The organism is Candidatus Thiodubiliella endoseptemdiera (genome assembly GCF_964212635.1).
Classification (GTDB): Bacteria; Pseudomonadota; Gammaproteobacteria; order PS1; family Pseudothioglobaceae; genus Thiodubiliella; species Thiodubiliella endoseptemdiera.
In genome coordinates, this window is sequence record NZ_OZ156463.1 from 296,965 (window position 1) to 313,001 (window position 16,037).

22 protein-coding genes and 1 other RNA gene are annotated in these 16,037 nt (G+C 38.0%); 14 read left to right on the forward strand and 9 right to left on the reverse strand.

Going from position 1 to position 16,037, the window contains the following annotated elements:
* Positions 1-13: 13 nt before the first annotated feature.
* Together AB8525_RS01630 and AB8525_RS01635 are read right to left on the reverse strand one after the other, a co-directional pair.
* Positions 14-229 carry a hypothetical protein gene (locus AB8525_RS01630; protein WP_369152093.1) on the reverse strand — a complete coding sequence of 72 codons (216 nt, stop codon included), beginning with the start codon at positions 227-229 and terminating at the stop codon, positions 14-16.
* 187 nt (positions 230-416) lie between these two features.
* Positions 417-584: a hypothetical protein gene (locus AB8525_RS01635; protein WP_369152094.1), complete on the reverse strand. Its 168-nt coding sequence runs from the start codon at positions 582-584 to the stop codon at positions 417-419.
* Between the two features lie 35 nt (positions 585-619).
* Here AB8525_RS01635 and AB8525_RS01640 point away from each other — a divergent pair, with 35 nt between their 5' ends.
* Together AB8525_RS01640 and aroE are read left to right on the forward strand one after the other, a co-directional pair.
* Positions 620-2,743: a ribonuclease E/G gene (locus AB8525_RS01640; protein ID WP_369178210.1), complete on the forward strand. Its 2,124-nt coding sequence runs from the start codon at positions 620-622 to the stop codon at positions 2,741-2,743.
* 5 nt (positions 2,744-2,748) lie between these two features.
* The gene (gene aroE, locus AB8525_RS01645; RefSeq protein ID WP_369178212.1) at positions 2,749-3,552 is read left to right on the forward strand and encodes a shikimate dehydrogenase; all 804 of its coding nucleotides are present in this window, start codon (positions 2,749-2,751) and stop codon (positions 3,550-3,552) included.
* Here the strand turns inward: aroE and pdxH are convergent.
* The 3 genes from pdxH to AB8525_RS01660 form a co-directional block, all read right to left on the reverse strand.
* Positions 3,533-4,165 (reverse strand): pyridoxamine 5'-phosphate oxidase, encoded by a 633-nt coding sequence (gene pdxH, locus AB8525_RS01650; RefSeq protein WP_369179073.1) that lies wholly within the window; start codon positions 4,163-4,165, stop codon positions 3,533-3,535. The genes aroE and pdxH overlap by 20 nt on opposite strands.
* 156 nt (positions 4,166-4,321) lie before the next feature.
* Positions 4,322-5,686 carry a glutamate--tRNA ligase gene (gene gltX, locus AB8525_RS01655; protein ID WP_369178214.1) on the reverse strand — a complete coding sequence of 455 codons (1,365 nt, stop codon included), beginning with the start codon at positions 5,684-5,686 and terminating at the stop codon, positions 4,322-4,324.
* Entirely contained in the window at positions 5,687-6,136 is a 450-nt protein-coding gene (locus AB8525_RS01660) for a tetratricopeptide repeat protein (RefSeq protein WP_369152101.1), read from the reverse strand.
* A 92-nt stretch (positions 6,137-6,228) separates the two neighbouring features.
* Between AB8525_RS01660 and AB8525_RS01665 the strand changes: the two genes are divergently transcribed.
* The 12 genes from AB8525_RS01665 (at position 6,229) to recR (ending at position 14,893) form a co-directional block, all read left to right on the forward strand.
* Positions 6,229-6,591 carry an Mth938-like domain-containing protein gene (locus AB8525_RS01665; RefSeq protein WP_369178215.1) on the forward strand — a complete coding sequence of 121 codons (363 nt, stop codon included), beginning with the start codon at positions 6,229-6,231 and terminating at the stop codon, positions 6,589-6,591.
* Positions 6,582-7,718 (forward strand): rod shape-determining protein RodA, encoded by a 1,137-nt coding sequence (gene rodA / locus AB8525_RS01670; protein ID WP_369179075.1) that lies wholly within the window; start codon positions 6,582-6,584, stop codon positions 7,716-7,718. Before AB8525_RS01665 ends, rodA begins: the two co-directional genes overlap by 10 nt.
* Entirely contained in the window at positions 7,715-8,707 is a 993-nt protein-coding gene (gene mltB, locus AB8525_RS01675; RefSeq protein ID WP_369178216.1) for a lytic murein transglycosylase B, read from the forward strand. Before rodA ends, mltB begins: the two co-directional genes overlap by 4 nt.
* Before the next feature lie 15 nt (positions 8,708-8,722).
* Positions 8,723-9,853: a D-alanyl-D-alanine carboxypeptidase family protein gene (locus AB8525_RS01680; RefSeq protein WP_369178218.1), complete on the forward strand. Its 1,131-nt coding sequence runs from the start codon at positions 8,723-8,725 to the stop codon at positions 9,851-9,853.
* A gap of 11 nt (positions 9,854-9,864) precedes the next feature.
* Complete coding sequence (locus tag AB8525_RS01685) at positions 9,865-10,698, forward strand: aminotransferase class IV (RefSeq protein ID WP_369152108.1); 834 nt, start codon at positions 9,865-9,867, stop codon at positions 10,696-10,698.
* Positions 10,691-11,620, forward strand: coding sequence for an aminoglycoside phosphotransferase family protein (locus AB8525_RS01690; RefSeq protein ID WP_369178220.1), 930 nt, complete (start codon positions 10,691-10,693; stop codon positions 11,618-11,620). The genes AB8525_RS01685 and AB8525_RS01690 overlap by 8 nt, the downstream gene beginning before the upstream one ends.
* Positions 11,617-12,273, forward strand: a complete 657-nt coding sequence (murU, locus tag AB8525_RS01695; RefSeq protein WP_369152111.1) for an N-acetylmuramate alpha-1-phosphate uridylyltransferase MurU — start codon at positions 11,617-11,619, stop codon at positions 12,271-12,273. Before AB8525_RS01690 ends, murU begins: the two co-directional genes overlap by 4 nt.
* A gap of 39 nt (positions 12,274-12,312) precedes the next feature.
* Positions 12,313-12,408: signal recognition particle sRNA small type (gene ffs / locus AB8525_RS01700), an RNA gene on the forward strand.
* 29 nt (positions 12,409-12,437) lie between these two features.
* Positions 12,438-13,544, forward strand: coding sequence for a DNA polymerase III subunit gamma/tau (dnaX, locus tag AB8525_RS01705; protein WP_369178222.1), 1,107 nt, complete (start codon positions 12,438-12,440; stop codon positions 13,542-13,544).
* 86 nt (positions 13,545-13,630) lie between these two features.
* A complete protein-coding gene (locus AB8525_RS01710) occupies positions 13,631-13,993 on the forward strand; it encodes a DNA polymerase III subunit gamma/tau C-terminal domain-containing protein (protein ID WP_369178224.1) in 363 nt (120 codons plus the stop codon).
* Positions 13,986-14,309, forward strand: coding sequence for a YbaB/EbfC family nucleoid-associated protein (locus AB8525_RS01715; RefSeq protein ID WP_369178226.1), 324 nt, complete (start codon positions 13,986-13,988; stop codon positions 14,307-14,309). The genes AB8525_RS01710 and AB8525_RS01715 overlap by 8 nt, the downstream gene beginning before the upstream one ends.
* Positions 14,309-14,893, forward strand: coding sequence for a recombination mediator RecR (recR, locus tag AB8525_RS01720; RefSeq protein WP_369178228.1), 585 nt, complete (start codon positions 14,309-14,311; stop codon positions 14,891-14,893). Before AB8525_RS01715 ends, recR begins: the two co-directional genes overlap by 1 nt.
* A gap of 58 nt (positions 14,894-14,951) precedes the next feature.
* Here recR and AB8525_RS01725 read toward each other — a convergent pair whose 3' ends face one another.
* The 4 genes from AB8525_RS01725 to AB8525_RS01740 form a co-directional block, all read right to left on the reverse strand.
* Positions 14,952-15,098, reverse strand: coding sequence for a hypothetical protein (locus AB8525_RS01725; RefSeq protein WP_369151727.1), 147 nt, complete (start codon positions 15,096-15,098; stop codon positions 14,952-14,954).
* A 15-nt stretch (positions 15,099-15,113) separates the two neighbouring features.
* On the reverse strand, positions 15,114-15,494 hold the full coding sequence (gloA, locus tag AB8525_RS01730) for a lactoylglutathione lyase (protein WP_369178229.1): 381 nt from the start codon (positions 15,492-15,494) through the stop codon (positions 15,114-15,116).
* A gap of 23 nt (positions 15,495-15,517) precedes the next feature.
* On the reverse strand, positions 15,518-15,673 hold the full coding sequence (locus AB8525_RS01735; RefSeq protein ID WP_369151063.1) for a hypothetical protein: 156 nt from the start codon (positions 15,671-15,673) through the stop codon (positions 15,518-15,520).
* Between the two features lie 113 nt (positions 15,674-15,786).
* A complete protein-coding gene (locus AB8525_RS01740; protein ID WP_369149986.1) occupies positions 15,787-15,939 on the reverse strand; it encodes a hypothetical protein in 153 nt (50 codons plus the stop codon).
* Between the last annotated feature and the right edge of the window lie 98 nt (positions 15,940-16,037).

The window sequence follows — 16,037 nt, forward strand, 5'->3', positions numbered from 1 at the left end:
GCGAGTGTGAAAACTAAACTCGTTGAATTAGTAAAGAATTTGATGTTTTGGGTGCAAGACGAAACATCGTAAAAGCAACATATTGAGACCTTTGCATAAAATAGGGATGATTAGCAAAATGACAGATTTTATTAAATTGGAAATTTTTTAAATCCACTCCTAGCAGGGCTAAGGGTGTTTTTAAAAAGTTTGTAATTTGATGAAAGGTGGCGTTTTGATGATTATTCATATTTATGCAAAGGTCTCATATTAAATTAATTGGCTTTCTTTGCCACACATAGAAAATATAAGTTTATTCGTTTTATAAAGCAACAAATAACAAGGGAGTAACAACCCAATAAAAACAGGATTTTGGAACATTGACACATCAAATAAAATACTCTAAAACTCAATATCAACACCTTGGTGTTGATTTTCTATGCGTGGAAAAAAGCCCTACTGAGACCTTTGCATAAATAGGGATGATTAGCAAAATGACAGATTTTATTAAATTGGAAATTTTTTAAATCCACTCCTAGCAGGGCTAAGGGTGTTTTTAAAAAGTTTGTAATTTGATGAAAGATGGCGTTTTGATGATTATTCATATTTATGCAAAGGTCTCCTACTAAAGGACTAAACCATGAATCAAATTTTAATCAATGCAACTCACTCGGAAGAGATCAGAGTTGCGATCGTTAAGAATAAAAAACTAACCGATTTAAATATAGAAACCAGCCTTAATCAAAAAAATAAAGGCAACATTTACAAGGGGAAAATCTCCCGTGTCGAGCAATCTTTAGAGGCTGCATTTGTCGATTACGGCAAAGAAAGACAAGGTTTTTTACCCTTTAAGGAAGTTACCGAAGCATTGCGTGCAAATGCAGAAATCAAAGGCGAAAAAATAGCCATCTCAGATGTATTAAAAGAAGGTCAAGAGATTATCATTCAAGTTGAAAAAGAAGAACGGGGCAATAAAGGTGCAGCGTTAAGTACTTACATCAACTTGGCGGGTGCTTATATGATTTTGACACCAAATAATGCGAAAAGTCACGGTATTTCAAGACAAATCACTTCATCTGATAGATCGGATCTTAAAGATATTATCAACAAAATCAATATGCCTGATAACTCAGGTTTGATTATTCGTACTGCAGGCTCAGGCAAGACTTTAGAAGAATTACAATGGGAAGTTGATTACTTATCTGAATTATGGTCCTCAATCAATATTGCGGCGGAAAATCGCAAAGCCCCTTTCTTAATTTATCAAGAAAGTGACATCGTTATTCGTACTTTGCGTGACTATTTAAGAGAAGATACCGATAGTGTTATTATTGACGATTTAGCCACTTTCCAAAGCGCTAAAGAATTCGTTAGTTTTGTACTACCACATTACTTGGACCGCATTAAACAGTTTGATGTTTCCGAGCATTCTTTGTTTAATCATATGGGTATTGAGACGCAAGTAAAAAGTGTGTTTGATCGCGAAGTGTCGTTGCGTTCAGGTGCAACCATCGTATTTGACCCAACGGAAGCATTGACTGCAATTGACATTAACTCTGCCCGTGCCACTAAAGGTGCTGACATTGAAGAAACGGCCTATAATGCCAATTTAGAAGCGGCAAAAGAGATTGCCACGCAATTACAACTGAGAGATATTGGTGGTTTAGTGGTGATTGACTTTATTGATATGACTTCCGAAGAGCATCGTAAATCTATTGAAAAAGCGATGGAAAAAGCCACAGATTCAGACCGTGCGCGTATCCAAATTGGCACTATTTCTCGCTTCGGCTTGTTAGAAATGTCAAGACAACGCCTGATGAGTTCAGTAACTGAATCAGTAGAAAAGACTTGCCCCTCTTGTGATGGGCGTGGCACAACGCCAACCGTTCCAAGTTTGGCGCTCAACATTCTTAGACAACTTGAAGATGGCTGTAATGCTTCCAATCATATGCAACGGCTAACAATTCAATCCAGTATTGATGTTATTACTTATTTATTGAATGAAAAACGCAGTGACATCACCCGCTTAGAAAACAAACACGGAATAAAAATCACTTTATTGCCTAATCCGTATATGCAATTTCCGAATTTTAATATTAATAAACAAAAAGGTGATAAAAAATCACATCATAAAAGTTACCAAGGTATTTCTAAACCGCAAAATACCCTTGCTGACAATGGTTTAAATGATAAAAGAGACATCCCTGCGATTAACAGCAACCATCCAACAACACGCGTGTCTGAGCATAAAGAAGTAACTAAAAACAAGTCTTCATTTTCTTTCTTTGAGTGGTTAAAATCATTGCCTGGTATTGACAAGAATAAAAAGCAGCCTAATAAAAAGCGTAATAATAGAAATAATAATAATAAAAATCGTAATAGAAATCGTAACAAAAATCAAAATCGTAATCGCGGTCAAAATAAACAACAAAACAATAACCAAAAACAACAACAAAATCAAAAACTGAAACCGAAAAATAACAATCAGCTAAAGCAAAATAACGCAACATCTAAACCACAAGAAAAATCACAGGCGAAGTCAGAAGTAAAGCAGGTCACTAAACCTGAAGTAAAAAAGGAAGCAAAGTCGCCAGAGGTTAAAAAAGAAGTAAAGAGTAAAACAAAAACAATAAAAAAAGCAGTTGTAAAAATAGAAAGCCCCGCTAAATCTAAGCCTGAAGCTAAGAGAGAAGTTAAAAAAGAAACAAAAACAAGCGCAGGCAACAAGGTAGATGCAACCCCTGACGCTGACGGCAACAAATAGGAATAATGTATAAGCTAGCTGTTTTTGGTAATCCGATTGAGCACAGTTTATCGCCTACCATTCATACCCTATTTGCACAGCAAGTAGGTGTAAAAGTCCAATATACAAAGGAATTAGCACCGATTGACGCTTTTACAGAATCGGCAGCTAACTTTATTCAAAAAGGTGGTATAGGCTTTAATATTACTATACCATTTAAAATTGACGCCTTTAATTTTGCCACGCAACACACGCTCAACGCTCAAACCGCAGGTGCCGTAAATACTATTAAAGTCGATGGTAATATGATCATCGGTGAAAATACTGATGGTACTGGATTAGTTAATGACTTAACCAAAAATCTTGGCATTGATTTAAGCGATAAAACTGTGCTTATTTTAGGCTCTGGTGGTGCGACACGCGGAATTTTACTACCTTTATTGCAACAAAACCCTGCACGAACAATGGTTGCCAATCGCACCGCTTCCAAAGCAATAGCGTTAGCCAATGACTTTGCCAAATATGGCAAAACTTGTGGCTTTGGATTGGAAAAAGTCAAGTCCGAACGGGTTGATGTGATTATCAATGCCACTAGTGCTTCACTCAGTGGAAAAATGTTAGACATTCCTAACAGTGTAGCAAATGGTGCAATTTGCTATGACTTAATGTATGGTAAAGCCACACCATTTATGCAATGGGCAAAGAAAAATAATGCCTCAAAGGTGGTTAATGGTTTGGGAATGTTAGTAGAGCAAGCAGCGGCAGCTTTTGAATTTTGGACAGGCAAACAACCCAACGCTCAAGCTGTGATTAAGGCGCTAAACGATTAATGACCCATTCACTATTTTCACAGGTATAAAGAAAACGGTCGTGTAGGCGGTTTTCTCTGCCTTGCCAGAACTCAATCGTTGTGGGTACAATGCGATAGCCACCCCAAAAATCAGGTAGAGGGACTTCGCCTTTTTTGAATTTGCGTTGCATGGCATCAAATTCGGATAATAGAATTTGTCTTGAGCTTAGAATTGAAGATTGGGGGGATGCCCAGGCGCCGAGTTGGGATGCTTTTGGACGGGAGGCGAAATATTTGATGGAGTCGAGGGTTGAGATTTTTTCTACTGTGCCTGTAATTTTTACTTGTCGTTCTAGGTCTAACCATGGGAATAAGGCGGCTACTTTTGGGTTGTTGTCTATTTGTTTGGATTTTTTGGAGTGGTAATTGGTGAAAAACACGAAGCCTTGTTGGTCAAAGGTTTTTAATAGGACGGTTCTTACGCCGATACCTTGGTCATCGCTGGTGGCTAGACTCATAGCATTTGGTAGGGTCAGTTTTGCTTGGACTGCCTGCTCTATCCACAGTTTAAATTGGGCAAAAGGATCAGTATTTAATTCAGCACGAGAGATACCTGTGCTGGTAAATTCTCGTCGTAACTGATTTAAGTCAATATCCATAAAAATTCCTGCTAACTTAGTGTGGCTTAGAAAATATAGAAAGTAGTGCATTTTTCACCCAAAAATAAGGAGGATAACTAACTATTTGACGAGTTTTTGGGTGGGAGAGATGCTGTTTTATATGTTTCATAAATTGTTCACAAGAGCTTCTTAATACTGAATGGCTTTTTCTAGGCGTTTAAGTGTGGTTGGCTTGCCAATCAGTTCGGCTACGGCATCAATATTACCTGCGTTACCATTGCCGCTCAATGCTAGGCGAAAGGGCTGCCCTACTTTGCCAAAACCAATTTCTAAGTCATTACAAACCTGCTTGATGCAACCTTTGATTTCATCAGCTTGCCAAGTGTCTAATACGCTGAGTTTTTCAAGCAATACCGCAAGTGGCTTGGTATCTTTAAATTGTTTGTCAGCAAGTTTTTTATCAAAAGCATCAAAATCTTGATAGAACATTTTCAGTCCTGCTACCATTTCTACCAAGGTTTTTGAGCGTTGTTGCAATAGTGCAACGACTGATGCCAAATCAGCGCCTTGTTCGGTGGTTATTTTTTGATGGTTGAGGTGCCAGTCTAGTTGTTGTATTAGATATTCGGGGGTGGCGTTTTTAATGTATTCTTGATTGAGCCACAGTAGTTTTTCTTCATTAAAACTTGCGGGGGCTTTGTTGATGTCTTTTAGGTCGAATAGTGAGACAATTTCTTCAAGTGAAAATATTTCTTGATCGCCATGTGACCAACCTAAACGCACCAAATAATTCAGTAATGCTTCGGGTAAAAATCCTGCATCTCTGTATGCCATCACGCTCACAGCACCGTGGCGTTTTGATAAACGAGCGCCGTCACTGCCGAGAATCATTGGTAAGTGTGCAAATTCGGGGAGTGTCCAATTGAGTGCTGTATATAGGTTAATTTGTCTTGGTGTGTTGTTAATATGGTCGTCGCCACGAATGACATGGGTGATTGCCATGTCGTGATCATCGACCACAACGGTTAAATTATAGGTCGGTGTGCCGTCGGTGCGGGCAATAATTAAATCGTCGATTTCTTGGTTGGCGATTGAGATTTTACCTTTGACTGCATCTGCAAAAGTAACGACGCCTGCGATGGGGTTTTTAAAACGCACTACGCCTGAGGACAAGTTTTTATGCCGACAGCAGCCGTCATACATTGCTTTTTCGCCTTTTGCCATCAGGTCTGCTCTTAGGGTGTCTAGGCGTTCTTTTGAGCAGGCGCAATAATAGGCTTTGTCTGTCGCTAGTAGTTGCTGAATCACTTCGTCATAGCGCGCAAATCGTTCGGTTTGGTAGAATGGGCCTTCGTCATAATCAAGCCCGAGCCAGTTCATTCCGTCTAAAATCGCATCAACGGAGGTTTGTGTTGAGCGCGCTCTGTCTGTGTCTTCAATCCGTAAGACAAAGTGTCCTTGTTGTTGTTTGGCATATGCCCAAGCAAATAGAGCGGTGCGTGCACCACCAATGTGTAAATAACCGGTCGGGGAGGGAGCAAATCGTGATTTCATTTATGCCTCCACCGCAGCTGCTTGGTCGTACCAATATTGGGTTTTTTCTAAATCTTTTGTCACTTCTTTGCCGTCTTCATATAGCATACCCAACGCATACATTGCCCCTGGTAAGCCAAATTTAGCGGCTTTTTCAAACCATTCAATTGCCTTGGTAATGTCTTTTTCAACACCTTCACCTGTCATATATGCCACAGCAATCATATGGTGTGCAAAAGCGTGTCCTTGTTTGGCAGCGTGAACAAAATTCTCAAAACCCAGCGGTTGATTTTCCACCATGCCCAAGCCATTCATTTGCATCATTCCTAAACGCCACAGGCTTTCCGCACTACCTTGAGCAGCAAGTGGAGCTAATAACTGGTAAGCCATTGTAAAATTTTTAGAATCAAAGGCAGCTAAACCGCTAACTAAATCTGCACTAAATGCATCTGTTTCGTTGGTATTTGACATAAATATTTTGTATTTTTAAAAGAGTGTAATTTTACACGGTTATTGTTATAGGTATAATCAACCCTATTACATCGTTATCAAAGAATAGTTCCGTGGAATTTAATCAACAAGACAATCAACAAAATAGCGTTATTTCCGTGAGCGATGAAACAATCTCATTGTCACATACAAGTCTTTCTACACCTTGTTTTGTCTCAACTAATTATCACACAGAAATGGTTGAAATGACATTAAAACAGCTAGATAAAATGACGCTATTTCCTCTTGTTTCAAAAGATGATATTGATATATTGATTGTTGGCACAGGAGCAGCAGGTCAATTTTTAAACCCACAACAGCAAGTGGCTATTCAACAAATGGGGATTGGTGTTGAAACCATGAGCACTGATTCTGCTTGCCACAGTTTTAACTTATTATTGTCCGATGTTAGGCGTGTTGGATTATTATTATTATGACACAGATTGATAAATTACGCCATTATTGGCATTATTTCAAAATGGATACACCGTTGTTTTTAATGTTGATGGGAATTAGTATTTTTGGATTAACGATACTTTATAGTGCCTCTGCTGAATCAATCTTTTTGGTTTATAAGCAAATGTTACATTTTATCTTTGCTATCGGCGTGATGTTGATTATTGCACAGATACCTCCCCGTGTCTTTAGGCGTTATTCCCCGTATTTAATGTTACTTGGTATCTTTTTATTGTTGTTAGTCTTGCTCTTTGGTTCCAGTAGTGGTGGCGCTCAACGCTGGCTGGATTTAGGTCTGATACGCTTTCAGCCATCAGAATTAATGAAAGTCATTGTGCCGATTGCGATTGCCTCCATTCTGAGTGAAAAAACTCTGCCACCGCAGCCTATATCGATTTTTACTTCATTGGCTGCAATTATTGTGATTGTTTTATTGATTGCCAAACAGCCTGATTTAGGCACTTCATTACTCATCGGTGCAAGCGGGGGTTATGTGTTGCTTTTCTCAGGTGTTCGCATTCAAATTCTACGCAATAGTTGGCTCAATTTCGGTGTCATCAGCGCAGGTAGTCTTGGTGGTGGATATATCGCTTGGAATTATTTGCTAATGGCGTATCAAAAGAAACGCATTATGACAATGATTGACCCTACACTTGACCCGCTCGGTGCGGGGTATCACATCCTACAATCTAAGATTGCCATCGGTTCTGGTGGTTTATTTGGTAAAGGTATTGAACAAGGCTCTCAAGCGCAACTCAATTTTTTACCTGAGCACACAACTGACTTTATTTTTGCTGTAATTGCAGAAGAATTAGGCTTTATTGGTGTGTTATTATTACTGTGCTTTTATGGTTTAATTATTTGGCGTTGTTTTGTCATTTCTATTGAATCAGAAGACACTTTTTCCAAATTACTAGGTGCCAGTTTGACGCTGATTTTCTTTACCTATGTGTTCGTTAATATCGGTATGGTTTCAGGCCTATTACCTGTTGTTGGTGTCCCATTGCCACTAATTAGCTATGGTGGCTCATCGTTAATTACACTATTTGCTAGTTTTGGCATTATTATGTCAATCCGAAAACACAAAATCCCAGGCTATTTATCATGAGATTTTTTACACTTACCCTATTGCTGATATCGTCATTGGTTTCTGCCAAAATAGTCCCAGCAACCTATTTTAAAACCACGCAAAATTTTATTGATAAAATGGTAAAAAAGCACGATTTTAATCGTGATGAATTACTCACTATTTTTGCTACCGTTAAATTTAAAATTACCGATAAATCTATTAAAAAGAAAGACAAAAAGAAATATGTGAAAAAACCACCAATGGCATGGGACAAGTATAGAGGCTTATTTCTCACCGAAGCACGCATCAACAATGGGGTGAAATTTTGGCAAGACAACTTAGCAACACTCAAGCGTGCTGAGAAGACTTACAATGTCCCTGCTGAGATTATCGTGGCTATTTTAGGCATAGAAACCAGTTATGGCGCCAAAAAAGGCACGCACCCCACTTTCAAAACACTCACCATACGCGCCTTTACCAATTATCGACGACAGCGTTTTTATCGTAATGAGTTGGAAAACTTTTTATTGATGTCACGCGAAAATGCTATTGCTCCTTTGTCTATCAAAGGCTCATATGCAGGAGCAATGGGCTATACACAATTTATTGCCAGTTCTTATCGTCACTATGCGGTGGATTTTGACCACGATGGCGTGGTAGATTTATTTTCTTCCCCAGCCGATGCTATTGGTTCAATTGCCAATTATTTTGACAAGCATCATTGGCACGATTTTGGTGAAATCGCTCGCCCTATCTCACTACATACCAAGCAACTTCAACACGCCAAGCGTGCCAATTCCAAGCCAAAAATGACTGCAAAGTATTGGCGTAAACAAGGTTTTGATATTGATACTGATATTAACAATAAAACAAAATTAGCCTTTGTTCGCCTACCACAAAAAAAAATTGACGAAAATTGGCTCACTTTTTGGAATTTTTATGTGCTAACCCGTTATAATCACGACAATAGATATGCAATGGCGGCCTACCATCTCTCAGAAAAAATAAAACAACAATTTAACCAATAAACAAAATAAAAAATTATGCAATATCAATCACTTACTAAAAAATTAATTTTCACCTTTGGTGTTTTATCACTCAATGTACAAGCAGCGATTTTTATCACCCCTAAAGCCCCTTCAATTAATGCAGCAGCCTATATCGTCTTAGACCATGACTCAGGTGTGGTTATTGCCTCAAATAAAGCCAATGTGGAACGCTCGCCTGCAAGTTTGACTAAATTAATGACGGCTTATGTGGTTTTTCAACTGATTAATGATGGCAGAGCTAATCTAAAAGACGATGTAAGAATCAGTAAAAAGGCATGGAAAACAGGAGGTTCAAAAAGTTTCGTTGAAGTTGGTAAAACTATCAAATTAAAGACCTTACTTCAAGGTATGATTATCCAATCAGGCAATGATTCAGCTGTAGCATTGGCCGAGCATATCGCTGGGACTGAAGGCACATTTGCTACCTATATGAATGAATATGCCAAAGAATTAGGGATGAATAACACCAATTTTGAAAACGCCTCAGGCCTACCAAACGCAGCACAGCACACCACCGCTGCCGATATGGCAAAATTAGCTTCGGCAACTATTCGAGACTTTCCACAGTTTTATTCTTGGTATTCGCAAAAAGAATTTACTTACCACGGCATCAAACAGCGTAATCGTAACAAATTACTTTGGTCTGACCATACGGTAGATGGATTGAAAACTGGCCACACCGAAAGAGCAGGATATAATCTTGTTGCCAGTGCCAAACGCGTTGATGATATGCGCTTGATTTCTGTGGTGCTTGGTTCAACAGGTACACAAGCCAGAACTGAACAAACGCAAACTATTTTAGATTATGCTTTCCGTTTCTTTGAAACCAAAAAAATTAGCAAAATCAACAATGTAATTCCTATTCCCGGATCAACTAAAGAAGAAATCAAAGTCGGTTTTAATAGCCCACAAGCCATCACTTTACCTCGTGGACAATACAGATTGTCACAACAAGCCATTGAACTAAATGACAATCTATCCGCACCAATCAATAAAGGTGATAATATCGGTCATCTTGTACTTAAATTTGAAGACAATGAGTTAGTAAGATTACCTATCGTTGCATTAGAAGATGCACCTGAATCAGGTTTCTTTTCTCGACTATTAGACAGTATTGGATTGTAATAACACACTCAATGGTCTATCTTAACGGCAATTTTATTGCAAAAAATAAAGCCTCTATTCCCGTTATGGATAGAGGCTTTTTATTTGGTGATGGTGTGTATGAAGTCATTCCCGTTTATCAAGGCAAAATATTCCGTTTAAGTGCACACCTAAAACGCCTGCAAAAAAGTTTAGATTCTGTCAAAATCCCCAACCCACATATTGAAAATGAGTGGTTAGCAATTTTCAATCAATTACTCACCTATGCTGAAACAGGCAACCAGTCGCTCTATCTTCAAATTACTCGGGGGGTTGATATATGTAGAAAACACAGTTTTGATGTGCTGACACCAACTGTTTATATTGAAGCAAATCCATTAATACCAAAAACTAAGCAGATGTTAGAACAGGGTTTCAGCGCTATTACTCAGTCAGATATTCGCTGGTCTCGATGCGACATCAAAGCCACTTCTCTGCTGGCAAATACATTATACGCACAAACTGCCAAAGAGCATCAAGTCGAAGAAGTGATTTTACACCGTGAGACCATTATTACCGAAGGTGCAACTTCCAATGTTTTTATGCTTAAAAATGGCACTTTGCACACGCACCCAACAGGGGTAAATATCCTTTCAGGTATCACTCGTGATTTGGCATTAGAAAGTGCGCAAGCCTGTGATTTAACTATTGAAGAATCAAGTTTTAATATTAATGCATTAATCAATGCCGATGAAGTGTGGATTTCCAGTTCCACTCGTGAAATTATGCCCATCACTCAGATAAACGGGCAAACTGTGAATGATGGCAAAGTTGGGCAATATTGGGCGTGCGTTTATACCCATTATCAGAGGTTGAAAAATGACTGATAAACGACTTGATGCACTCACTGATTGGCTAGAAACTTTCTTTGGTGATGAAAATTTTGTAATTAATAGCACCAGTGATGACGCAAGTTTCCGCCGTTATTTTAGAGTGGAACGCGAAAATAATACCTTTATTGCAATGGATGCGCCACCTGAAAAAGAAGACAGCAAAGCCTTCATTAAAATTTCGGCAATGTTGCGAGTTAATAATGTTCACGCACCGAAAATTATTGAAGCCAATTTAATGCAAGGATTTTTACTGATTGAAGACTTGGGAAATCTGACTTTTCTAAAAGCACTAAGCAAAGAAAAATTGATTACTTTGTATAAAAAAGCCATTGATGAGCTCATCAAAATGCAAGCAATTGATTGTTATAATGACTTGCCTTTATATGACGATACCTTATTAAAAAAGGAAATGCAATTATTAATTGATTGGTATTTACCAAAGGACATCAGCGATAAACAGCAACAGCAATTAACCGATATTTTCCAAATACTGAGCAACAACGCACTCAATTCACCACAAGTTTTTGTCCATCGTGATTATCATGCGCGCAATATGATGATGCTTGACAGCGAAGTTACTGTAATTGACTTTCAAGATGCAGTCATCGGCTCAAATACCTATGACTTGTGTTCATTATTAAAAGATGCTTACCTTCAATTAGAGCCTATTGAAATTAAAATTCTCTTGCAATATTATCACCAGCAAACAAATAGTGAAATTAAATTTTCCAAATTTAAAAAGCAATTTGAATTAATGGGCTTACAACGACACTTAAAAATCTTAGGTATTTTTAAACGCTTGTCCCTTCGTGACGGTAAAAATCAATATTTAGACGACATACCTTTGGTTAAAAAATATGTGCTACAAATTGCCAATAAATACTCAGAGTTTGCCTTACTCAAGGAGATTTTATGAAAGCAATCATTCTCGCTGCTGGCAGAGGAAAGCGTATGATGCCACTCACCAAAAATACGCCAAAACCCCTACTTAAAGTACACGGAAGACCCTTAATTGAGTACACCATAAACCGCCTAAAAAAAGCAGGTATTATAGACATTGTCATTAATACCGCTTATCTCGGTGAACAAATTCAAACACACCTAGGCAATGGCAATCAATTCAATGTCAATATTCAATACAGTTTCGAAGAAACCGCCTTAGAAACTGCTGGCGGCATCATTCAAGCATTACCCTTATTAGGCAACACCTCTTTTATGGCAATTAATGCCGATGTATTCTGCGACCTGGACCTATCCACTCTCATTCTCCCTGATAACTCATTGGCACATTTAGCATTAATCAACAACCCAAAACACAACCCCAATGGCGATTTTTCCTTAAACGGTAATCAAATTATCCCCGCACAACAACAAACTTACACTTTTTCAGGTATCGGCATTTATCACCCTAATTTTTTCACATCATACCGACAAAGCGAGCAAAAATTACCTCTCATCACTCTATTTAAAGAAGCTATAAATAACCAAAAAATCACTGGTGAACATTGTCAATGCAACTGGCAAGATATCGGCACACCTAAACGCCTTGAATTAATTAATAAGTGCTAAAACACTTTCATTTTTGAGTAAAATCATTCTTGGTAGTGTTGAGGGTGCACTGACAATGAATGATTATAAACTCCGCCAGGTCCGGAAGGAAGCAACGGTAATAATTTTTTCAGGTGTTGGCTGTTATTCTCGGCACTGCCACTTTTAAATTTAATGAATCTAACATGAGCGAACCTTATCAAGTTTTAGCACGCAAATACCGTCCCCGCACCTTTGGTGAAATGGTTGGTCAATCGCACACAACTAAAACTTTGATCAATGCACTTGATGCGGATAATTTACACCACGGATTCCTATTTACAGGCACGCGTGGTGTCGGCAAAACCACTATTGCTAGAATTTTTGCCAAATCCATCAACTGTGAAAGCGGTGTTAGTTCTACCCCTTGTGGCACTTGCCCAACTTGTATTGAAATCGACAGTGGGCAATCCATTGACCTTATTGAACTCGACGCTGCCTCGCATACAGGCGTTGACAATATGCGTGATATTTTGGAAAATGCTCAGTATATGCCGACCAAAAATCGCTATAAAATTTACTTGATTGATGAGGTGCATATGCTCTCAAAAAGCAGTTTTAATGCACTGCTTAAAACCCTTGAAGAGCCACCAGAACACATTAAGTTTTTACTCGCAACTACTGACCCACAAAAAGTCCCAGTAACCGTACTTTCTCGCTGCTTGCAATTTACCTTGCAAAAATTAACCCACGAAGAAATTCTCGGGCAATTAAAATTCATTATGGACACCGAGGGTTTCAAATATGAAGAATTAGCCCTTGGTCAAATCGCTGATTTTGGCAACGGATCTATGCGTGACGCCCTGAGTTTACTTGACCAATCTATCTCGTATGGCAACGGCAGTGTAATGGTAGCAGACATTAAAGCCATGCTTGGCTTAGTCGCTCACGACGATATTATCACTTTGGCAAAACACCTGATTAATCAAGATGCTAAAGCCTGTATTAGTTTTGTGAAAGAATTGTCGCACAAAGGTGAAAACTTAACGCAGGCACTCAAAGATTTAAGCGCCCTATTCCATCAAATCTCTATCACCCAAATTATTGATAATTCAGGTGTTTCTGACGATGTAAAAGTACTTTCTACACAGATTTCTAACCAAGACTTACAATTGTTTTATCACATTGCCATCAACGGTAATAAGGAACTACCTATTGCACCGAGTGAGCAAATTGGACTTGAAATGACACTTTTGCGTATGCTAACATTCCACTCGGAATCTCATTCTCAGAAAAAAAAACACCTAAATTAGCAAAAGCGCAAAAAACAGTACAAAAATCGGTAAAAAATAGCGAAAAACCAGTATTTAACATTAATTCTCAAACAAAATGGGAGGACTTGGTTGAAAATCTTGGTTTTAACATACCTGCCAAGATATTACTCAAAAATACTTTATTTAAAAGCATTGATAAGCAAATATTAACACTGAGTTTAGACACGCAATTTTCCAGTTTACTAACAGATACAATTCAAAACTCAATTCAATCCACATTACAAGCAAATTTTAAAAACATTACGCTGAGCATTAACTTGAATAAACTCACAGAACAAACCTTAGCACAAAAAGAAACACAGAAAAAAAATGAAAAAACAAATGCCTTGCAAAAAGAATTTTTAGCCGACAAAGGCGTGCAAAAATTACAACAAGTATTTAATACAAAAATAGATAAAAACTCAATCAAGGAGAACAACAATGTTTAAAGGTGGAATGACAGGGATGATGAAAAAAGCCCAACAAATGCAAGACAATATGCAACAAGCACAAGAAGAAATAAAATTACTAACTGCCACAGGTGTGGCTGCAAATGGCGCTGTACAAATCAATATCAACGGCGAACATCAAGTAAGTAATATTCAAATTGACGATAGCGTAATGAACGACAAGACTATGCTAGAAGATTTAATCTTAACCGCTATCAACGACGCTAACCAACAAATTGCCGATGCCTCTACTGCCAAAATGAAAGCAGCAACAGGTGGCATAAAAATTCCTGGCGGAATGAGCCTACCTTTCTAATGATTGAAACTCTAAATCAAGCATTTTGTGCCCTACCCGGTGTTGGTAAAAAAACCGCACAACGCTTCGTCTATCATCTATTAGAACGCGACCGCAACGGTGGTTTTGAACTCGCCAAAGCATTAGTTGGTGCAATGAAACATGTAAAACACTGCACATCATGTCGCACACTCAGCGAAAAAACCCTCTGCAAAATCTGTGCCAACGACAACCGCACTAACGCCCAGCTCTGCATCGTTGAAACCCCAACCGATATCCATGCTATCGAACAAAGTGGTGCCTATAAAGGAAAATATTTCGTCCTCAGCGGCTACCTATCTCCTATTGACGGCATTGGTGCTGCTGAACTAGGCTTAAACGAATTAGAACAAAAACTACACTGCCAAAACATCGAAGAAATCATTCTTGCCACCAACGCCACCATTGAAGGTGAAGTTACTGCCCATTACATCAGCAATATGGCAAAACAATTCAATGTCCGCATCACCCGCATTGCCCACGGAATCCCCATCGGGGGCGAATTAGAATACGCCGACATCAATACCATCGCTCATGCCTTATCAGGCAGAAAAGAATACAATTAACTTTGAATATTTTGACAGTTAAAATACACCCAACTGAACAAATTACACTTAAAATTACTTAGAGACCTTTGCATAAATAGGGATGATTAGCAAAATGACAGATTTTATTAAATTGTAAATTTTTTAAATCCACTCCTAGCAGGGCTAAGGGTGTTTTTAAAAAGTTTGTAATTTGATGAAAGATGGCGTTTTGATGATTATTCATATTTATGCAAAGGTCTCACTTAGACAACAGTTCAATTTCATACCCGTCAGGGTCTTTTAAAAAAGCAACAATCGTATCACCTGCATTCATTGGTCCAGCCTCTCGTATAATTTCAACACTTTGTTCTTTTGCTTTTACTGTTGCCCGATAAACATCTTCTACATTAATGGCAATATGTCCAAAACCTGTACCAATATCGTAATCACTCTTGTCCCAATTGTAAGTTAATTCTAACGCACATTCTTCCGATTCTACTCCATAACCTAAAAATGTATTGGTAAATTTACCCTTTGGATATTCCTTTTGGCGTAGCACACGCATCCCCAAAACCTTGGTATAAAAAGCAATGGATTTGTCCATATCCCCGACGCGTAACATTGTATGCAAAATTCTCATTTGTTATATTATACATAATTTACTTATTCCTCTAAGAGGCCTTTGCATAAATAGGGATGATTAGCAAAATGACAGATTTTATTAAATTGGAAATTTTTTAAATCCACTCCTAGAAGGGCTAAGGGTGTTTTTAAAAAGTTTGTAATTTGATGAAAGATGGCGTTTTGATGATTATTCATATTTATGCAAAGGTCTCTCTAGGTTCAAGTTTTTAAATTTTTGATTTTTTGGTTGATATTTTTCCATAAAAAAACCCGCCTAAATAAGGCGGGTTTTTGTTTTTATGGGTGTCTTACTTTATGAGACCTTTGCATAAATAGGGATGATTAGCAAAATGACAGATTTTATTAAATTGGAAATTTTTTAAATCCACTCCTAGCAGGGCTAAGGGTGTTTTTAAAAAGTTTGTAATTTGATGAAAGATGGCGTTTTGATGATTATTCATATTTATGCAAAGGTCTCTCTAGGTTCAAGTTTTTAAATTTTTAAATTTTTGGTTGATATTTTTCCATAAAAAAACCCGCCTAAATAAGGCGGGTTTTT